The sequence below is a fragment of the Sphingobium sp. TomTYG74 genome, assembly GCF_055393875.1.
Genome location: NZ_AP027342.1, coordinates 573,259 through 591,151, shown reverse-complemented (window position 1 = coordinate 591,151; position 17,893 = coordinate 573,259). Strand labels below are relative to the sequence as shown.

The window sequence follows — 17,893 nt, the reverse complement described above, 5'->3', positions numbered from 1 at the left end:
TGATTGCAATAGCGTCTGCCCAATTTGGAAGACCTTCACGAAGCGCGGGAGTCCGCCGTTTGGAGCGTGAAAGCAGCCTCACCCGCTATCCGAGGGCTGAAGCAATTTGCGGCGGAATTCGGTTGGGGCCATGCCGGTCCATCCGCGACAGGCTCGACGCAGCGCGTTGGAATCGCACAGGTCGAGCCGTTCGGCGATGTCCTCTATCGACAAGCGGCTGTTGGTCAGCATGTCGACGGCCATTTCGTGGCGCAGTTCGTCCCGGATCGCCCGGAAAGAGGTGCCAGCGCTATGCAGCCTGCGCCGCAGCGTCATCGCTCCCACGGTCAGGTGTCGTGCCAGTTCTTCGAGCGAGGGGAGCTTGCGCCTTTCCCGCAATGCCATCGCCATGAAGTGACGCGAACGGCGGACGATTTCCAGCGGATCCTCACCCGTCCGCAACCCGAACAGGAAATTGAGCGTCGGCAACGCTTCGCAATCGGCCATGGTGCGGATAACCGGCTGATCGAGAAGGGATCCCGCAAAGCGCATTTCCAGTTGATCCGCGCCCAGCAGCAGATCGAACGGCAGCAGTTGGCCGTCCAGATGCCGTCGGGCGAATTCGGGGAAATCGAGTGCCAACGTGCCTTCCAACGGCTTGCCGATGAGCCAGCTGAAAATGGAGTGGAACATCAATTGGCCGTGCAGAATGACGATGAAGTCCATTTCTTCATCATCGCTGCGCGCGCCCGTATATGACAGGCAGGCCTGTCCACCTGTCCGCTTCAACGTCATGTTGCCCATGCGCCCGTCGATCGCCAACAGCAGTTCCGCCGTCCGCATGATGGCTTCGCGCAGGGTGCGGCTACCGACCAGGCAGTAGAAAAGCAGGCGCCAGTCGCCACCGCGAAAAGGGAGCCGTCCGGTGGCGTAGGCCTGCATATCGGACAGTTCCACGCTGGCACGAGACGAAAGCTTTTGCAGGCTTGCGATGTCCAGAGACGGGAGGGTGGCGGTCAGAAACCGGTCGAGCGGCTCGTCAAACCCGTTGACCCTCAAGACGCCGACCGCATTTCCCCCGCGTCGTGCGATAAGGCGAAGAAGGCGCGCAACGATGTGATGGCCTGGCTGCCCGATATCGCTGGAAAGCGGACCACGGTCTTGATCGCATCCTCCTCGGGGCGCGGCTTCGTTCACCACGATCTTGTCCATCATCCTCTCTTCTCGTCGCCAAGAAAATCTAACGACGGCGGCGAGTCAATGACGGGCGTGATCGTGCCTGTTCCATATCATGGAATTGGACGGCGAAATATTTGATCTACCCACCGGATTCGGTGTGAAGATGAGCGGTGCTTTAAAGGGGGCGTAGCGCCCGGATAGATTCCGGGCGCTACTGCACGCGGTGGCAGACGACTGACCAACCGCCTTTCCGAGCGCTCAACCCGAAAGATCATCGGCGCACTTCAATGCGTGAATTCGCAGATGTTGCGTGGGAGGTCTTAAACAAAAAGGTCCAGCGGCGTCGCTGAACCTTGAGTTTGGGGGAGGCGTAGGCAGTAGTGACCGGGGGATCGCCTAAGCAATCCCCCGGCCAGTCGATCACCAGTTGAAGCGCAGTGTCGCACCAAATTCGCGCGGCGCTGTAATGTTCGCCAAGCGATAACCGGAGTCGAACGGGATGGTGCCGAATGATTCCAAGCCGGGCAATGCGCCGGTTGCGACCTGGAAGTTTCCTTGCGACACGCGTTGTGCGCGGGTCTGATCGAGCAGGTTCTTCACAAACAGGTTCAGCTCCCAGCGATCTTCACCGCGCAGACCGACGAACAAATCGATCTTGGTGAAGTCGCGATAGGTGTAGTTGCTGTTTTCTGACTTGAATCCTGGACGATAGGACAGGAGCCCGCGAATGAACGGGGTTAGCGAGCCCATACCGAACCGGACTTCGCCATTGCTCGACAGGCTGAACTTCGGAACGTCCGCGATACGATCGTTACGAGCGCAAACCGCGACTTGCTCGGTCCCAGGAACGCTGGGCGTGCCGATCGAATCCGGGACGCCGTCGCCATTATAATCGTTACAATAAAGCTGGGCGTTGTCGTAATGCGCATCAGCATAAGTGGCGTTCACGTTAAAATCGATCCACTGCGAAGGTTGAAAGCCGAGTTGGACCTCAACGCCCTTGCTGATGGCATCACCAAAGGTTGGTAGTGGTGCCGTCGCTGTATCGACAGCACCGGGGACACGGGACGAGTTGGTCGTAAGCCCCGGTGCAAAGTCAACATAATTTTTGAACTTCTGATAGAACGCCGCGATGTTCAGCGTAACTTTGCGGTCGAACAGGCTGGATTTCAGGCCGACTTCAAAACCATCCGACGTTTCGTCAGGGGTTTGAAGATATTGCGGATCAAGCGGTGTTGAGACGCCCGTCGCGGCAACCCCCGGACGGAAGGACCGGCCGTAGTTCGCATAAACGTTCAGATCCGGATTGATCCTCCAACTGATTGCCGCGCCCCCAGTCAACGCGCTTGGCTTCACGACACTCACTGCTGTGGTATCGACGCCGATCACCGGAATGACCAATCGCTGCGAACGGGTCGTCTTGCCCCAGGTTTGGCGCAGACCGCCTGTGATGGTCAGTCCATCAGCTACCTCATATCCCAGCAGACCAGACACTGCGTAGGACTTGCTGAGGATAGGCAGGATGACAGACACGTCCACAGGGAATACGAAAATTTGCGGAGGCACTGGACCGGGGCCGGTCATGCCGGGGAAGATGGACCCGAAAGGATCGGTGAAGAAAGCGTCGTTGCTCTGATTTACGCGGACGTCGTTGAACTTAGAATAATCATAGTTCGCGGCAATTGCCCAATTCAGCCGAGAGCCGCTAGGTGACTGGAGACGAAGCTCCGTCGTCCATAGATCGTAAGGCGTGTGAACATGCTGGTTCAGCTGATAGCCGGGAACCGCGTTGCCTTCGTCCTGATCGCGTTGCTGTTCCAGCCGCGTCTTTTGATATCCTCCATTGAATACCAGTTCGCCCCAGCCAAAATTATAATTGGTGTTGAGGGTGACAAGATGCGTTTCATTGGTGAACCGCAGTGCGCCTTCGCTTACCGCCAAGCGATCGTTAAGGCTGATCGTGGGACCGTTGCGCAGCGGAAAGAAGCTGTTCGGGCTGGGCTGGTTGCCCGGGCCGAATACCGCGCGAAACGGCCGTGTGTCGGTCCAGAGATACTGGTAGACAAGGTCGGCGCGGAAGTCGGACGACGGCTCCCAAGCGAGTGAAATGCGACCGCTCATCGTTTCGTTATATGATTTGCGCCCGTCGATATTCTTGACCTGACCGGCACGGTTGCGATCATAAAGCAATGCGCCCCGGACGGCCAGGCTGTCCTGAATGATCGGAACGGATGCCGCGCCCTGGAAGTTGCTGGCGTGCAGATCGCTGGCTGCGACCTGTGCATAACCGGTTGGCTTGCTTAAGTCCGGACGTGCCGAGCCGATAACGATAGAACCTGCGGGCGATACCTTGCCACGGAACAAGCCCTGAGGACCACGAAGAACCTGGATCTGGCCGAGATCGTAGATTGCGCTGAAGAAAGTGTTGGGATCGACGTCGATTTCATTGAAATAGACCTGAACCGCGTCGCTCGATCCACTATCAGGATTGAACGAGATACCGCGCAAGGTTGCGATGTTGCTGCGGCCGTCTCCGTTTTCGAGCGTGAGGCCGGGGACGATGTTCTGAATTTCTTTGACGTCGAACAGATTGAGCTTGGCAACTTGCTGTCCTGATACGACGTCTACTGCCAACGGCGTTTGTTGTAACGTCTCGCTACGGCGTGTAGCTGTGACGATGATCTCGGCAGCATTCGGTTCCGCAGCGCCTTGCTCAGCTTGCTGCGCAGCCGCGCCGCTGGCAATGGCCAGCCCGCAAGCGCAACTCAACAGCTGTATGAGATGACGACCTCTTGATCTCTTCATAGTCCCCTCCATTTTAACCCCGAAACCTTTTGTTCGGATATTGAACGATTCAGGGTTATATAAGAGCGAGAACATCTTCAGAAGCGGCCATCCCACCATGTGGAACGGAACGCCAATTCTAATTATTGCCGAACGTTCCGATATAGAGTCCCACCGGATGGCCGGACTTTCCGGACGGGTCTTTGATCGCGAAGGCAATGCGGCGGCCGTCGGGGGACACCGTCGATTGATGCGCCTGCGCGCCGGACGGGCTGATGTTGGTCAGCGCCCGGCGGGATTTGCCATCCATGGTGATGACGAAGATATCGAATCCCTTGCCGGAATTCGCCGCAGCGATTTCCGCTGCACGGCTTTCGCCCTTGAAGCGCAAAATCTGCTCGACGCCCGGCCTGATATGTCCGCTGATGCCGCGATAGGGGCCATCCGGATCGGAATGGATATTCGCTTCCTCCAGGCCATAGCGTTCGTCGGGAAATATGTGGGTTTCGTTATGGGAAGGAGTGGCATAGACCTTGCTCACCGCCTTGGTCGCGATGTCGACTTTGTACATTTCGCTGTCCAGCGCCGCCATTTCGGTGGTCCAGAACATGACGCTGCGCCCGCCATCGATGAAGTCATAGGCTTCGGGGAAGCTTGCCGGGCCGGGCTGGCCGGGGCGGTAGCTATAGACGGCCTGCATGTCGGCAAGCCGCGCGGTCCTGCCGTCACGGACCAGCCGAGCCACCGTCAGGTCGAGGCCGGTGGCCGAAGGACGCGACCAGGATAGGTTGATCGATCCATCGGCGTTGGGTTCGCGCGCTATGGCGATGTCGCCCATCGCTCCGCTGTTGAGCGAAACCGGGCGGGCGAGCGACTTCGACATCCAGAACAGTTGGGTTCGGGCGGCATCGGCCGCGCCGCCGCTGCCCCCCTTCATGCCCGGCGCAGCTTCGATCAGGAAGCTGTTGTCGGGCAGGTAAAATATGCGGGTGACGAACTGCGTTTCACCGAATTTACAGGTGAGGCAACGCACTTTTTTCGTGCGTACGTCTATTTCATACGCCGGGCTGTCGATCAGATCGTCTTTGGTGAAGGCAATGCGACGGCCGTCGGGCGACCAATTGGGCCTGTTGCCCCAATCCAGAATGCGCTGCTGGTGAAAGGGTGCGGTCAGATAGTCGATCTTCGTATCCTTGGCCGTGGCGGCAGGCGCTGCCATCAGCGACAGGGTGGCGGTCAACAGCGCCGCGCTCAGAAGTTGAGCAGCAATGCTGGATTTCCTGCGCTTGATAAGGTTCGTCACGTTCAGGCTCCTTGAGTTCAATATTCTAGCTCGTGTGTGCAATGGCCGTCTCCAGACCATGCAGTACGGCAATGCGATCCGGGATGGAGGCCGCCGCGCCGAGTGACTGAACGGCGATAGACGCCGCCATGTTGGCCTCCGCCGCAGCATGTTCGATGCGATCGCCCCGCGCGAGACCGGCGGCGAGATAACCACAGAAACAGTCGCCTGCTCCGGTCGAGTCGACCACAGCCGTAGGCCGTCCCGCTATGCGCTGGACGCCGCTGGCCGCAACGATCGCCACGCCATCCGCGCCTAATGTCACCAACAGGGTTTGGCCATGTTGCAGGCCAAGCAAGGTTTTGCTCGACAGCAATCCTGTGTTGTCCAGCATAGGGACGCCCTCAGCATCCGTCAGCAAGGCCAACTCGCTTTCATTGACAATCAGCAGATCGCAGAGCGGCAGCAGCTGGTGCGCAGCGGTTGACGCTGGCGCAGCGTTGAGGATGGTGCAGGCTCCGGTGGCGCGAGCATGCTGAAACAGCGCTACCGTAGCGGGGACGGGCGTTTCCATCTGGGCGAGGCAGACATCATCCGGGCCAAGATCAATCTCGGCGAAGGTGGCATCGACATCCGCATTTGCCCCGGCGACATGAATGATCTGATTGTCCTGTGGCGATGTCGCCACCAGCGCACAACCGGTGGGGGAGGAAGTGGTGCGTACCCGGCTAACATCGACGCCATGATCGGCAAGCGCCGCGACCATCTGCGCGCCGTCCTCGTCCGCCCCGACCGCGCCCAACAGGATGCAATGCGCACCCGCACGCGCTGCGCCGACGGCCTGGTTCGCGCCTTTGCCGCCCAGTTGACGCGTCAGATTTGTTCCCGACACCGTTTCACCCGCGCAGGGCAGACGCAGGGCGGTGATCAGAAGGTCGAGATTGACGCTGCCCAGCACCACGACCTTGCCCGCGCGCGCCGTCGTCATCCGCCTTGCTCCAGCGATGCGAGCTTCGCGACGCGGCGGCGGAAATGCTCTTCGTCGCTGAACTGTGCGGCCAGGAAATGGCGAATGATGTCGAGGGCTATCTGCGGCCCTGTGATCCACGCGCCGATGCACAATACATTGACGTCGTCATGCACCACCGCCTGCCGCGCGACATAGGTGTCGTGCGCGACAGCGGCGCGGATGCCGCGAACCTTGTTAGCGGCGATGCACGCCCCAGCGCCCGTGCCGCACAGCAGGATGACGCGATCGGTCTCCCCATCCAGGATGGTTTGTACCGCCCGGCGGGTAATATCGGGAAAGTCCACTGGCTCTTCCGATCGCGCGCCGACGTCGATGATGCGGCCGCTGTGGCGGCCTAGCAGGTCCAGCACTGGCGGGCGCAGCGGGAAACCGGCATGGTCGTTGGCAAAGCCGATGACGTCCCGGAAAGGTATATGCTGTTCGTCCCCCGACAATGTTTCTGGCTTGTGCATGGATTCCCCGAGTTCCGCGCCAGTGCCGCTTCCGCAGCATTTCACCGACAGAATCGAACCTGCCCACTGGCGCTTTGATTGCACTGTGGTATTACCAGTTTGGAATCCGATCAAGGGGGAGGACCGAATGACGCGTGGCAGGGAGGATGCGATGGGGCGTGGAAGGCTGGCCGCCTTTTGCGTCACCGCGCTCGCGATCCAGGCTTATGCGACGCTGGTCACGGTGTTCCTGCCCGAATTCTACGCCAATGCGCTGGCTCTGCCGGTCGGTGCGGTCGGCACGGCCTTCATGACGGTGCGGGTGTTGGATCTGATGATCGATCCGCTGCTGGGCGGAATGATGGACGCGACGCGATCGCGCTGGGGGCGCTACCGTCCCTGGCTGGCGGCGAGCGCGCCAATTCTGATGCTGTCGACTTACGCCCTGTTTCAGGCGGAGCGAGGGGTCGGCATGGCTTATCTTTGGGCCTGGCTGTTCATCGCCTTCATCGGCTTTTCGATGATCGTGCTCTCGCATCTGGCCTGGACGGCGACCCTGTCCACGGCATCTACGGAGCGGACGCGCATTTTCGCCTGGTGGCAGGTATTCGCGACGGCAGGGCAGTTTTCGATCCTTGCCATATTGCCGGTGGTCGCCAGTGCCTATCCCGGCGATCCAGGGGCCGGCATGCACGCGGCGGGATGGGTCATGATCGTGCTGATCCCCGGCGCGATCTTGCTGGCGCTGCGGACCACGCCGGAAAAACAGCCGGGAGAGGGCGCTCAGGCGGCGCTCGCCGTGCGGGATTATATCGCGCTCTTCTCGCAAGGGCCGGTTGTCCGGTTGGTGCTGGCTGATCTGCTGATCGCCCTGTCCACGGGTGTCGCCAATGCGGTGGCGTTGTTCTTCTACATGGGGCAGCTTGGTTTCGACCGGGCGGTGGCGAGCACCCTGATCCTCATCGCCTATGCCGCCGCCTTTGCCGGGACGCCATTGTTCGCCAAGCTGGCCGGGCGGATCGGCAAGGCGCGGGCGTTGCAGGCGGGCGCGTTCATTCAGGCGTTGCTGCAATTGGGGATGGCGGTGCAGCCCGCCAATTCCTTCTGGCTGACGGCGGCCAATGTCGCGGCGCTTGGCCTCTGCATCCCGATCGCCTGGTTCCTGCCCCGTGCGTTGATGGCCGATGTCGCCGACGCTACGCGCGCGCGCTTCGGCGTCGATCGCACGGGGCTGCTCTATGCGACGCTTAATGGATCGATGAAGCTGGCGTTGGGGCTGGCGGTGGGCCTCGCCTTCCTGTTGCTCGCCTGGCTCGGCTTCGATCCCGCCCATGCCGGTGACCCGCGCAACGGCCCGCCCCTGCGGAGCTTGATCGGCATCGTGCCAGCGCTCTTTTCGCTGGGCGTAGTCCTGTGCATGATGCGCTACCCTGAAACATCCCTGCGAGAGGCGAGCCGCCAGTCCGCGCTCGCCTGAAACTTCGAAAAGCTGAAAGAGATTGCCAATGAACCGTCGCGACCTGCTCAAATCCTCTGCTCTCCTGATGCTCGCAGCCGGTGTTCCTGCGGCTGCGCGACGGAAATCTGCTCCCCTGCTGGGGGAAGATGGCGCGGGCGTGCAGCTCTATATGTTCGAACCCGACCTGCACCGTGACCTTGACGGGACGCTCGCCGCGATCGCTGCGGCAGGTGTGCGATCGGTGGAGCTTGCGTCGCTGCATCGCCGGACGCCTGCCGAGCTCCGCGCTGCCCTGGACGAGGCAGGTTTGAAATGCCGCAGCGCCCATGTCGCTGCTTCATCGTCGGTGCCCGGCGCGAGCGGGCTGAACTTCGACAATCTGGACAAGCTGGTCGAGGAGCTGAACATATTGGGATCACGCAACGCCGTGCTGCCGCTGTTCCAGTTCCCCAAGGACCCGAAATGGGGTCCGCCGGTGTCCTTCATGTCGCTGATGAAGCCGGGCGGCCCGCCGGTGCCAGCCGAGCGCTACGAACGCATGGCCGACTTCCTCAATGAAAAGGGTTCCGTCCTCAAGAAGCATGGCATCCGCATCGGCTATCACAATCATAATGGCGAGTTGGCTCCGCTCGGGGAGAAGACCGGCCTTCAAATCCTGCTGGAAAAGACCGACCGGCGCATCGTCGATTTCGAAATGGATGCGGGCTGGCTGGCGGCGGGCGGGCAGGACCCGGTCGCCTGGCTCAAACGCTATCGCGGGCGTTTTACCCAAATGCATGTGAAGGACATCGCGGCTGGGACCCAGGTCAATTATCATATGCAACAGAAGCCGACGGAGGTGGGATCGGGCACGATGGATTGGCCCGCCATCCTGAAGGCGGCGCAAATTGCGGGCGTGCGCAACTTCTTTGTCGAGCAGGAGCCGCCATTCCCCGGCGCGCGCATCGGCTCTCTAAAGAAGAGCCTTGCCTACCTTCGGACGCTGGAGACTGCACGATGAACTGCCGCCTGCTGACTCGCACGGCAATCTTCGCCTCACTGATCGTCGCAGCCATGCCGGGACAGGCGCAGAATGATGCAGCGTCAGCCCTGCTGTTTGACGATGTGACTGACACGCATGTGCCCGTTTCCAAATATCTCCACGCGCTGGACGTCGCGCTGGTGGATGTGGATGGCGATGGGGATCTGGACGCGGCGATCGCGGTCGAAATGGGTGCGAACCGGCTCTACATCAATGATGGGCAGGGCCACTTCACCGGGAAGCAGGGCGCGCTCGGCACCAAGGCGCATGACACGGAACATGTGCTGTCGGCCGACTTCAACCGTGATGGCTATCCCGACCTGATCTTCGTCGCGGAAGAGGACCATGCGCACCAGCTGTTTCTGGGCGGACCGGGGGGCGAATTTACCGATGCTTCGAATCGGCTGCCGAAAATGAGCGAGGGCAATGGTCTTGCGGTGGGCGACGTCAATAGTGACGGCCTGCCCGACATCGTGATCGGCAATTCGGCGGAGGTGCGCTGGAACAAGCCGCGCGCGTCGGGGCAGAACTTCCTGTGGCTGAACGATCCCAAACAGCCCGGCACTTTCATTGATGCGACGGCGACGCACCTGCCCGCTTATGAAGACGATACGCAGGACATCGCGCTGGCCGACCTGGACGGTGACGGCGACCTCGACATGGTGGTCGCGAACGAAAGTCCGCCGAACCGTGTGCTGATGAACGATGGTAAGGGGCATTTTCGCGAGACGCCCAAGGCGCTTCAGCTGCTCACGCCGCTGGAGACGCGCGAAGTGCACGTCTTCGACGCCAATGGCGACAAGCGTCCCGACATCCTGTTCCTGAATCTGACCAGCAACAACAAGAAATGGGACAAGGACCCGCAAGCGCGGTTGCTGATCAACAAGGGGCGAGGCAAGTTCCGCGACGAAACCAAGACGCGCCTGCCCGCCAACCGCTTTTCCAGCTGGGGCGGGATGGTGATGGATTTCAATCATGACGGTCATCCCGACCTGATCGTTGGCGCGATCGACGTGCCGGGGTTCAAGCCGTTGCAGCTGCGCGCCTATGCCAATGACGGGAAGGGACGCTTCACCGACGTGACGGCTTCGGTCATGCCTGCCGCGACCGTCGCGCGCAGTTGGAGCATGGCTAACGGCGACGTCAACGGAGACGGCGTGGAGGACTTGCTCGTTGGCAGCTGGGGCACGCAGGCGCGCCTGCTGCTGGGCAAGCGTAAATAAGGGGTGGCCGATTCCTGTTCCGCCAGGCGGAATTGCAGTTTCCGTCAGTTGCAAATTGCAGCTTTCATTGCCGATTTGTAAGTCCAGTGCAGAACGGCGGCGAGGGAACAGGTTTTGACGGACGGCGAGGGTATGAAAAAGGCGCGGATCGCGCTGGCGCGGGAGATGTTCGACGTCGCGCTGTCAGCGGTATCTGCGGAGCGATGCTTGCCTTCGCATATGCCATCCCCGCCGAAAGGACGGCGGCTGGTGCTTGCAGTGGGCAAGGCGGGTGCGGCGATGGCGGATGTCGCGCTTCGCCACTCGCCACCGGGGACGCAAACGATCATCCTTACGCCCTACGGCCATGGCCTGCCGCCCGGAACCTTCCCCGCCGACGCCCTCGTGATCGAGGCCGGGCATCCCTTGCCCGACGAACATGGTCAGCGCGCGGCGCAAATGATCCAGGAAGCCGTGCGAGACCTTGGCGAAGAGGATCAATTGCTGGCGCTGATCTCCGGCGGTGGCTCTGCGTTGTTGGCATTGCCGGTCGATGGCGTGTCGCTGGATGATAAGCGCCGTGTGACGCGCGAGCTGCTGTTTTGCGGCGCCACCATTTCGCAGATCAATTGCGTGCGGACGCATTTGTCACAGGTCAAGGGCGGGCGTCTGGCCGCGCTGGCGCATCCTGCGGAGGTCGTCACGTTGGCCTTCTCCGACGTGCCGGGTGATGATCCAGCCCTGATCGCTTCAGGCCCTACGGTCGCGGATCGCACGACGTTGGCCGACGCGCGGCGGGTGATCGAACGCTATCGCATCACCGTTCCAGACAATGTGATGTCGGTGTTGAGCGACGATCGACATGCGACGCCGAGACCGGGGTCGCCAGAGTTCGCGCGGGCCGATACGCGGATCGTCGCGCGCAACCGCATGGCGCTGGAAGCCGCGGGGGAAGTCGCCATGGCGGCGGGATATAGGCCCGTCTATCTGGGCGACGATCTGGAAGGGGATGCGACCGAACTTGGCATCGTCCATGCGGCGCTCGCTCTGCATCATCAGCGCAAGGGCGGACGCTGGGCGCTGCTGTCTGGTGGCGAAACCACCGTGCTGGTCGGCAATCCGTCAGGCAGTGGCGGGCGCAACAGCGAATATATGCTGAGCCTTGCCATGTCGCTGGACGCCGCGCGGGGCATATCGGCACTTGCGTGTGACACGGACGGCATCGACGGCGTGGGCGGCCATGCGGGGGCCATCGTCGATGAAAGCACTTTGGCGCGGGCTCGTGCCGCGGGCATGTCGGCCAGCGGGATGCTGCGCGAAAATAACAGTTTTGGCTTCTTCAACGCGTTGGGAGATCTGGTGTTTACCGGGCCGACGCGCACCAACGTCAATGATTTTCGCGCTATCCTGATCGACGGGTGAACCCACATGCGGAACGTCAGTCGGCGGGAGCCCCATGAATTTTCCAGGCCGCGCCGATAGCGAAATGGCTAAGGATCAAGTCGTCCGCCACCAGCGCGTCGCCCGCGCGGACAGCTTCATAGATGCGGCGGTGATGATCGACCAGATATTCCCGAGCCATCGGGCTGTCCGCAATGCGTTGGCGCCGTTCGACATGGGACCGTTCCAGCAGGTGCGTGATCGTGCCGTAGACGGTAGACAGCGCAGGTGAATGCGCAGCCGCGACCAGCTGCGTATGGAAATTGAGGTCGGCATGACCACCTTGGGCGACATCGCCGATCGTCGCTTCTATATCTTCCAGCGCCTGTTCAAGGTTTTGGCGATCTTCTTCCGTGGCGCGGGCGCAGGCCAGCCGTAGCGCCTGCCGTTCGAGCGCGATCCGCACCTCGACAATATCGTCGATGATTGCCGGTTGCTGCGCCAGAGCGAGGGAGAAGAATTCGCCCAGCACCGATGCATCGGGAACGCGCACGGTGCTGGCGCGGCCGTGGCGTGTTTCCAGCACGCCGATCATCTCCATCGCCCGTACGGCTTCGCGCACGGCCGGGCGGCTTACCCCAAGGCTCAGCGCCAGTTCCCGTTCGCCCGGCAGGCGGTGGCCGGTCTGGACGCCGCCATTCACCAGCAGCTCGCGCAAATGGGCAAGCACCCGGCGATATCCGGAACTTTCTGGCTCTGCGGCTAGAGTGGCGCACTCCATGGTCATCGTTCGGCTTTATCGCCCGCAAGCGCTGCTGACCAGTGGTTAGTCTGGCTGTCCACATAGTGAAACGGCAATAGGCCCCGCTTGACTTATTACGGCCATCACGTTGCTTGCGCAGGGACAAGGAGACAGATCGATGAAGGCAAAATATCTCTCGCTATCCGTCATGCTCGCGGTGCTGCCCCTGTCTGCGCTTCCGGCGCAGACCTTTACGCGGGGCGAGGCCGTTCCCGCAACGCTGCCGCTGGGGAACAAGCCCGGCAATCCAATCCAGGACATGCCGCCTGGCCAACGGCTGATTTCAGCCTTCGGGGAGCGGCCGGTCTTTTCGCCCAACGGCGAGAAGCTCGCTTTCATTGGCAAATCCTACGGTGATGCTTTCGAATATGACATGACGACGGGGCGCACCCGCAACTTGACAGGCCATGCGCCGAGCGAAGGTTATTTGCGGGTGCATTATTTTGCTGATGGCAGCTACGCGCTGCTCGGTCCCCGTATATTGGGAAAGACAAGGGAAGAGACGCGCCACGGCCGCATCGAACTATTCTGGATGGACCCGCAGGCGGTGCGCGCACCAGTGCCACTGGGCATCACGGTGTTCGAAGGGATAGCGCTCAGCCCACGCAGCAACATGATCGCCTGGAGCCAGGTAAAACCTGCAGCAGGTGGCAAACCGGCATCGACCACCATTTATACGGGGCGCGTTGCCGTTAACGCGCAATCAGCGAAGTTGGAAGATGTACGGGAAATCGTGACAACGACTGAATGCTTCGTCGAAGCGCAAGACTTCCTGCCGGGCGATAAGGGGCTGGTCATGCCCTGCTATGGTTTTGGCAAGGGGCCGACGGGCGTGGAGACAAAGGTGTTGTCCGTAGATTTCGCGACCAAAAAGATCACCGAATATCCGACGCCTTCCACCCTATATGGCGAGGTCGAAGGCATCTTCCCGGATGGCAAGCGGACATTGGTGGAATGCGCACAGGACCGCGCCAAAGGCATGGACCTGTGCGTCCTTGATCTTGATCCAAAGAAGCCGCGCTACACGCGCATGACGAACATCGTGCAGTATGGCGGATGGAAATATGGCAATCCGGTCGTGCGGCCCGATGGCCGGATGATCGCCGCGCAAGTGGGATCGGCGGACGTGATCGACGCGGGCGTGGGGCAGGGCATCGTGCTGATGGACCTGGCGCCGGACTTTTGATCGTATCGGGTTGGGGAGGAACTGAGAGTTTCCTCCCCAACCCCGCAGTCAAGCAAGCGTCAACTGCACCGCTTCGAACGTATCGACTGGCGGCAGGTCGAACCACAGATGGTCGCCATCGCCATTCCTTCGCTTGCCCTTTACCGATTTGCCCGCCACCAGCATCTGCGCCGTGCTGCCCACTGATCCGCGTACCCCCAGCTTCAGGCCGTGGGCGATGACCGGATCGCCATAATGGGTGTCGCGTTGGCCCGAATAGTTGATGACGTGCACCAGCATCTTGCCCGTATCGGCCTGCCGCATCGCCATCATCTCTATCGGTCCCGGACCTTCCAGCACCAGCGGCGGAGGCGGCGCGTAGCGGGCGATCAGGCTTTCGAAAAGCACCCGATGTGCATCCAGTCCGTCGCGATAATAGAGCCAGTCAGGCAGCCATGGGACGTGCACATGGTGCCCCTTGCCATAGGCCATGACCAGCGCGCCAGCGTCGGCGCGCGCCGCTTCGCCCGGCCGCGCATAGGAAAATTCGGGCGGGCCGAAACGCTGGTCGGGCGCGAAGGGGATCAGGCTCGACGCGCCGCTGCGGGGGATGACTGGGAAGAAGTCCGCATCGATTGGCATGCGGCCGGGTCCCATGGGAATAGCGGCCTTGCTCATGTCGAGCGACCAGCCATGGCCATCGCGCGGCTCACCGAAGTTGCTCACCGGGCTGGACTTCATCGCTGAGCCGGAGCGCGGCTTTCCCCCTTGTCCCTGTGCGCCGGTATAGCCGGTCGCGATGAGCAGGCCGCCGGCTTCGACGAAGGCATCGAGCGCATTGGCATCCTCATCGCTCAAGGTCATGATATGCGGCATGATGATGACGTCATAGGCTTTGTCGCGCGTCGCGTTGCGCACCTGCATTCCGTTAGTCATCCAGAAGGGGAGGCGGGCATCGACCAGCGCCTGATATGCCCCGCGCTGCGCACCGATGCCATAGCGCGCCAGCCCGGCGCCGGGTGACTGGAAGATTGATCCTATATTGTAGATCGCGACGCGGGCAGCCGGGGTCAGCCCGGCATAATGCCGTTCATTGGCGGCGTGCCAGTGGAAAAGGCGCGAGACGGGAGGCAGAAACCGAGGATCGTCCTGATCGTTGAGCGTTCCCATCAGATAAAGGTCGAGCTTGGCGCCCGTGCCAAGCGCCTGCGCGAAACGCAACATGTGGTTTTCGGTGCTTTCCGTTACCTGCCGCCACGGATAGTCGATATGCGCAGTGGAGGTTGCGGAAAAGGCCTTGCCCGGTGCAAGCGCCATGAGCGCCCGTGTCTGTTCGCCCATGGCGTACGGCCATTCGGGCGCCTTGCGCGACACCCGGCGCTGCACCTCTCCACGCGCAACGACGCCGCCGAAAAAATCCATCAAAGGCACATCGGGCCGTGCCGCCCCGATGACTGTGCGTGCTTTTGCAGAAAGCTCTGTCATGACGCGTGTTTGAAACTGCTGATAAGCATCCCAATTGGGATCGGTGCCGTCCTCGGTTTTGGGCAGGTCCAGCTTGTACAGTTCCCGGAATCGTCGCTTGCAATTGTCGCATACGCAAATGCCATGATCGACATCGGAATAGTCGGTGCGGACGAAGCCGGTCATGTTGAAGAACAGGCCGTCTACTTCATGGCGTTCGACCCCTTCCTTCAATATCTGAAGGCTGTAATCCTGCGCCCAGCCGCCATTAGGGCAGGCCTGGTAGGTCCCGGCATATTCACGCGGACTGCCATCGCGGTTGCGCATGAACCATTCGGGATGCGCGTCATAGGCAGGCTTCATCGCCTTGGACAGGTCAAAACGGCCGATATAGGCCAGCCCTTCAGCATGGGCGGCGGCGACCATCTCGCCTGCGAAATCGTTTTTCAGATAGGGGTTGCGATAGTGGAGCGGCAGCTCAGTGGGGTAGAAGGCAACGATCCCGCCGATGTTCGAAACGATCATGTTCGCACCGAAGGCCCGGGTTTGCCGGGCGATCTCTCGCGGATCTTCCAGGGCGTCGATTTCGCGCAGGTTGGTCTGGACTATGCGATATTCATGCTTCCACCATTCGCGCCGGTTAAAGCCGCCGATGTTCAGAGCAGACCAGGCTGGGCCGGGAATGGCGCTCATCATAGCTGCGGTGGGCAAGGCGCGTACGAGATCGCGGCGCGAGATCCCGCCGTTCGCTTTCAAGTCCATCCTCCTCATGCTCCTGAATTGACAGATTGGAAGGTTCAGTCTGCACCGGCGTGCCTGGATGGACAATGATGCCACCGACGCCGTTCCGCGATATGGAACGGCACGGCGCCCGCCACAATGTCTGTTCCGCATCGCGGAAAGGCGGGTATCTCTTGCCTGTCATCCCCCTTAGCGACGGTCGAATGGCCAACGGCGGGGACGAGTGGCGATACCACGGAAATTCCGCATGATTTGAAATAGACCATGATAGGAAAAGGGCAGGGATGGCGCCATGATCTGGGCACAAAATTACGACCCTTTCGGCAATGGTTTGCTGTCGGCTCTGGTTGCGGCCGTCCCCGTCGTCGTGCTGCTGGGGGCGATCGGCCTTTTTCATGTGCGGGCGCATATCGCCGCCCTGATGGGCCTGGGTGCGGGCCTGGCGGTCGCGGTGCTGGCATTCGGCATGCCTCCGGGCCTTGCAGTGCGCGCAGCGGGTTTCGGGGCGGCCTATGGGCTGCTGCCGATCGGCTGGATCGTGCTCAACATCATCTTTCTCTACCAGCTGACGGAAACGACCGGGCAGTTCCACATCCTGCGCGGCGCGATCACGTCGATCACCGCAGACAGCCGGTTGCAGCTACTGCTGATCGCCTTCTGCTTCGGTGCCTTCTTCGAAGGAGCTGCGGGGTTCGGGACGCCGGTTGCGGTCACGGGTGCGATGCTGATCGGGCTTGGTTTTACAAGGTTGCAGGCGTCCGGCTTGTCGTTGATCGCCAATACTGCGCCGGTCGCCTTCGGCGCGCTCGGAACGCCGCTCGTTACGCTTTCGGGGGTGACCGGTCTGCCGCTGCTCGAACTATCGGCGATGGTGGGGCGGCAGATGACGCCGTTCGCCATCATCGTGCCATTTTGGCTGCTGGTCGCCTATTGCGGGTGGCGGCGGACGATGGAGGTGCTGCCTGCGGTGCTGGTCGCAGGCGTCAGCTTCGCGCTGGTGCAGCTCCTCATCTCCAACCTTCATGGCCCTTGGCTGACCTCCATCGGCGCGGCGCTCGCGTCGATCGCCGCGCTCATCGCTTTTCTGCGGATATGGCAGCCCGCGCGCATCATGCATGTCAACGAAGCGAAGCTCGCGCCGGGTGACGAGCGGGACGTGGCCGCGACCGTGGACGCCGCCCATGCGCAGCCCCTGCATGATTCCGCTGCCGTCCGGCGTGCCTGGATGCCGTGGATCATCCTGACGGCGTGTGTCTTCCTATGGGGGCTTCCCTTCATGAAGCAGTGGCTGGACGCCATCTTCGCGCTGCGCCTGCCCTTTGCCGGACTGGACGGGGTGATCCAGCGCCTGCCTCCTGTCGTCACCGCGCCGGAGTTTGAAAAGGCGGTCTATAATCTCAACCTGCTGTCGGCGACGGGTACGGCGATATTGGTGGCCGCCCTTGCCTCCGCGCTGCTGTTGCGGGTGCCTTTACGCACGGTCGGTCGCGTTTATCTGCGCACGTGGAAGCTGGTACTGCCGTCGCTGCTCACCATCGCGGCGATGTTGGGGCTTGGCTATCTCACCCGTTATGGCGGCATAGACGCGTCCATGGGCCTCGCCTTCGCGGCGACGGGCGTGCTCTATCCTTTCTTCGGCACCATGCTGGGTTGGCTGGGCGTTGCCGTCACTGGATCGGACACGGCCTCCAATGTCCTGTTCGGCGGATTGCAGAAGATCACGGCTGAACAGTTGAACCTGTCGCCTGTGCTAATGGCGAGTGCGAACAGCGCGGGCGGGGTCATGGGCAAGATGATCGATGCGCAGAGCATCGTCGTCGCCTCCACCGCGACCCAATGGTTCGGTCAGGAAGGCCGCATATTGCGCCATGTCTTCGTTCACAGCCTGGTGCTGGGTTCGCTGATCGGACTTTTTGTGATGCTACAAGCCTATGTCTATCCCTTCACTCTCCTCGTTCCCTGAGATGGCGCCTA

The 17,893-nt window shown here is 61.5% G+C and carries 13 protein-coding genes; 6 read left to right on the top strand and 7 right to left on the bottom strand.

The window, feature by feature from the left end; translation table 11 throughout:
* Positions 1 to 78 precede the first annotated feature (78 nt).
* From ACZ5TB_RS15695 to ACZ5TB_RS15675, 5 genes are all read right to left on the bottom strand, one after another.
* Positions 79 to 1,194: a helix-turn-helix domain-containing protein gene (locus ACZ5TB_RS15695; RefSeq protein WP_464792628.1), complete on the bottom strand. Its 1,116-nt coding sequence runs from the start codon at positions 1,192 to 1,194 to the stop codon at positions 79 to 81.
* A gap of 384 nt (positions 1,195 to 1,578) precedes the next feature.
* Positions 1,579 to 4,062, bottom strand: coding sequence for a TonB-dependent receptor (locus tag ACZ5TB_RS15690; RefSeq protein ID WP_464792627.1), 2,484 nt, complete (start codon positions 4,060 to 4,062; stop codon positions 1,579 to 1,581).
* Between the two features lie 19 nt (positions 4,063 to 4,081).
* On the bottom strand, positions 4,082 to 5,245 hold the full coding sequence (locus tag ACZ5TB_RS15685) for a hypothetical protein (protein ID WP_464792626.1): 1,164 nt from the start codon (positions 5,243 to 5,245) through the stop codon (positions 4,082 to 4,084).
* Between the two features lie 25 nt (positions 5,246 to 5,270).
* Positions 5,271 to 6,212 (bottom strand): ribokinase, encoded by a 942-nt coding sequence (locus ACZ5TB_RS15680; protein WP_464792625.1) that lies wholly within the window; start codon positions 6,210 to 6,212, stop codon positions 5,271 to 5,273.
* Entirely contained in the window at positions 6,209 to 6,706 is a 498-nt protein-coding gene (locus ACZ5TB_RS15675) for an RpiB/LacA/LacB family sugar-phosphate isomerase (RefSeq protein WP_464789764.1), read from the bottom strand. Before ACZ5TB_RS15675 ends, ACZ5TB_RS15680 begins: the two co-directional genes overlap by 4 nt.
* A 127-nt stretch (positions 6,707 to 6,833) precedes the next feature.
* Between ACZ5TB_RS15675 and ACZ5TB_RS15670 the strand changes: the two genes are divergently transcribed.
* The 4 genes from ACZ5TB_RS15670 (at position 6,834) to ACZ5TB_RS15655 (ending at position 11,789) form a co-directional block, all read left to right on the top strand.
* A complete protein-coding gene (locus ACZ5TB_RS15670) occupies positions 6,834 to 8,162 on the top strand; it encodes an MFS transporter (RefSeq protein ID WP_464792624.1) in 1,329 nt (442 codons plus the stop codon).
* A 28-nt stretch (positions 8,163 to 8,190) separates the two neighbouring features.
* Positions 8,191 to 9,144, top strand: a complete 954-nt coding sequence (locus ACZ5TB_RS15665) for a sugar phosphate isomerase/epimerase family protein (protein WP_464792623.1) — start codon at positions 8,191 to 8,193, stop codon at positions 9,142 to 9,144.
* Positions 9,141 to 10,388, top strand: coding sequence for an FG-GAP repeat domain-containing protein (locus ACZ5TB_RS15660; protein ID WP_464792622.1), 1,248 nt, complete (start codon positions 9,141 to 9,143; stop codon positions 10,386 to 10,388). Before ACZ5TB_RS15665 ends, ACZ5TB_RS15660 begins: the two co-directional genes overlap by 4 nt.
* A gap of 132 nt (positions 10,389 to 10,520) precedes the next feature.
* Positions 10,521 to 11,789 (top strand): glycerate kinase type-2 family protein, encoded by a 1,269-nt coding sequence (locus ACZ5TB_RS15655; RefSeq protein ID WP_464792621.1) that lies wholly within the window; start codon positions 10,521 to 10,523, stop codon positions 11,787 to 11,789.
* Positions 11,790 to 11,805: 16 nt separating this feature from the next.
* Here the strand turns inward: ACZ5TB_RS15655 and ACZ5TB_RS15650 are convergent, their stop codons facing one another.
* Positions 11,806 to 12,534 carry a FadR/GntR family transcriptional regulator gene (locus ACZ5TB_RS15650; protein WP_464792620.1) on the bottom strand — a complete coding sequence of 243 codons (729 nt, stop codon included), beginning with the start codon at positions 12,532 to 12,534 and terminating at the stop codon, positions 11,806 to 11,808.
* Between the two features lie 133 nt (positions 12,535 to 12,667).
* Here ACZ5TB_RS15650 and ACZ5TB_RS15645 point away from each other — a divergent pair, with 133 nt between their 5' ends.
* The gene (locus tag ACZ5TB_RS15645; RefSeq protein WP_464792619.1) at positions 12,668 to 13,735 is read left to right on the top strand and encodes a TolB-like translocation protein; all 1,068 of its coding nucleotides are present in this window, start codon (positions 12,668 to 12,670) and stop codon (positions 13,733 to 13,735) included.
* A gap of 48 nt (positions 13,736 to 13,783) precedes the next feature.
* On the opposite strand, the gene ACZ5TB_RS15640 is transcribed toward ACZ5TB_RS15645, so the two are convergent.
* Positions 13,784 to 15,940, bottom strand: a complete 2,157-nt coding sequence (locus ACZ5TB_RS15640) for an alpha-amylase family protein (protein WP_464792618.1) — start codon at positions 15,938 to 15,940, stop codon at positions 13,784 to 13,786.
* Positions 15,941 to 16,211: 271 nt separating this feature from the next.
* On the opposite strand from ACZ5TB_RS15640, the gene ACZ5TB_RS15635 reads away from it, so the two are divergent.
* A complete protein-coding gene (locus ACZ5TB_RS15635) occupies positions 16,212 to 17,882 on the top strand; it encodes an L-lactate permease (RefSeq protein WP_464792617.1) in 1,671 nt (556 codons plus the stop codon).
* Positions 17,883 to 17,893 lie beyond the last annotated feature (11 nt).

Excerpts from the sequence above, each read along its gene's own strand:
- ACZ5TB_RS15680 (WP_464792625.1), bottom strand. The coding sequence starts at position 6,212 with ATGACGACGGCGCGCGCGGGCAAGGTCGTGGTGCTGGGCAGCGTCAAT.
- ACZ5TB_RS15650 (WP_464792620.1), bottom strand. The coding sequence starts at position 12,534 with ATGACCATGGAGTGCGCCACTCTAGCCGCAGAGCCAGAAAGTTCCGGA.
- ACZ5TB_RS15695 (WP_464792628.1), bottom strand. The coding sequence starts at position 1,194 with ATGATGGACAAGATCGTGGTGAACGAAGCCGCGCCCCGAGGAGGATGC.
- ACZ5TB_RS15665 (WP_464792623.1), top strand. The coding sequence starts at position 8,191 with ATGAACCGTCGCGACCTGCTCAAATCCTCTGCTCTCCTGATGCTCGCA.
- ACZ5TB_RS15655 (WP_464792621.1), top strand. The coding sequence starts at position 10,521 with ATGAAAAAGGCGCGGATCGCGCTGGCGCGGGAGATGTTCGACGTCGCG.
- ACZ5TB_RS15690 (WP_464792627.1), bottom strand. The coding sequence starts at position 4,062 with ATGGTGGGATGGCCGCTTCTGAAGATGTTCTCGCTCTTATATAACCCT.
- ACZ5TB_RS15660 (WP_464792622.1), top strand. The coding sequence starts at position 9,141 with ATGAACTGCCGCCTGCTGACTCGCACGGCAATCTTCGCCTCACTGATC.
- ACZ5TB_RS15645 (WP_464792619.1), top strand. The coding sequence starts at position 12,668 with ATGAAGGCAAAATATCTCTCGCTATCCGTCATGCTCGCGGTGCTGCCC.
- ACZ5TB_RS15670 (WP_464792624.1), top strand. The coding sequence starts at position 6,834 with ATGACGCGTGGCAGGGAGGATGCGATGGGGCGTGGAAGGCTGGCCGCC.
- ACZ5TB_RS15640 (WP_464792618.1), bottom strand. The coding sequence starts at position 15,940 with ATGGACTTGAAAGCGAACGGCGGGATCTCGCGCCGCGATCTCGTACGC.
- ACZ5TB_RS15675 (WP_464789764.1), bottom strand. The coding sequence starts at position 6,706 with ATGCACAAGCCAGAAACATTGTCGGGGGACGAACAGCATATACCTTTC.
- ACZ5TB_RS15635 (WP_464792617.1), top strand. The coding sequence starts at position 16,212 with ATGATCTGGGCACAAAATTACGACCCTTTCGGCAATGGTTTGCTGTCG.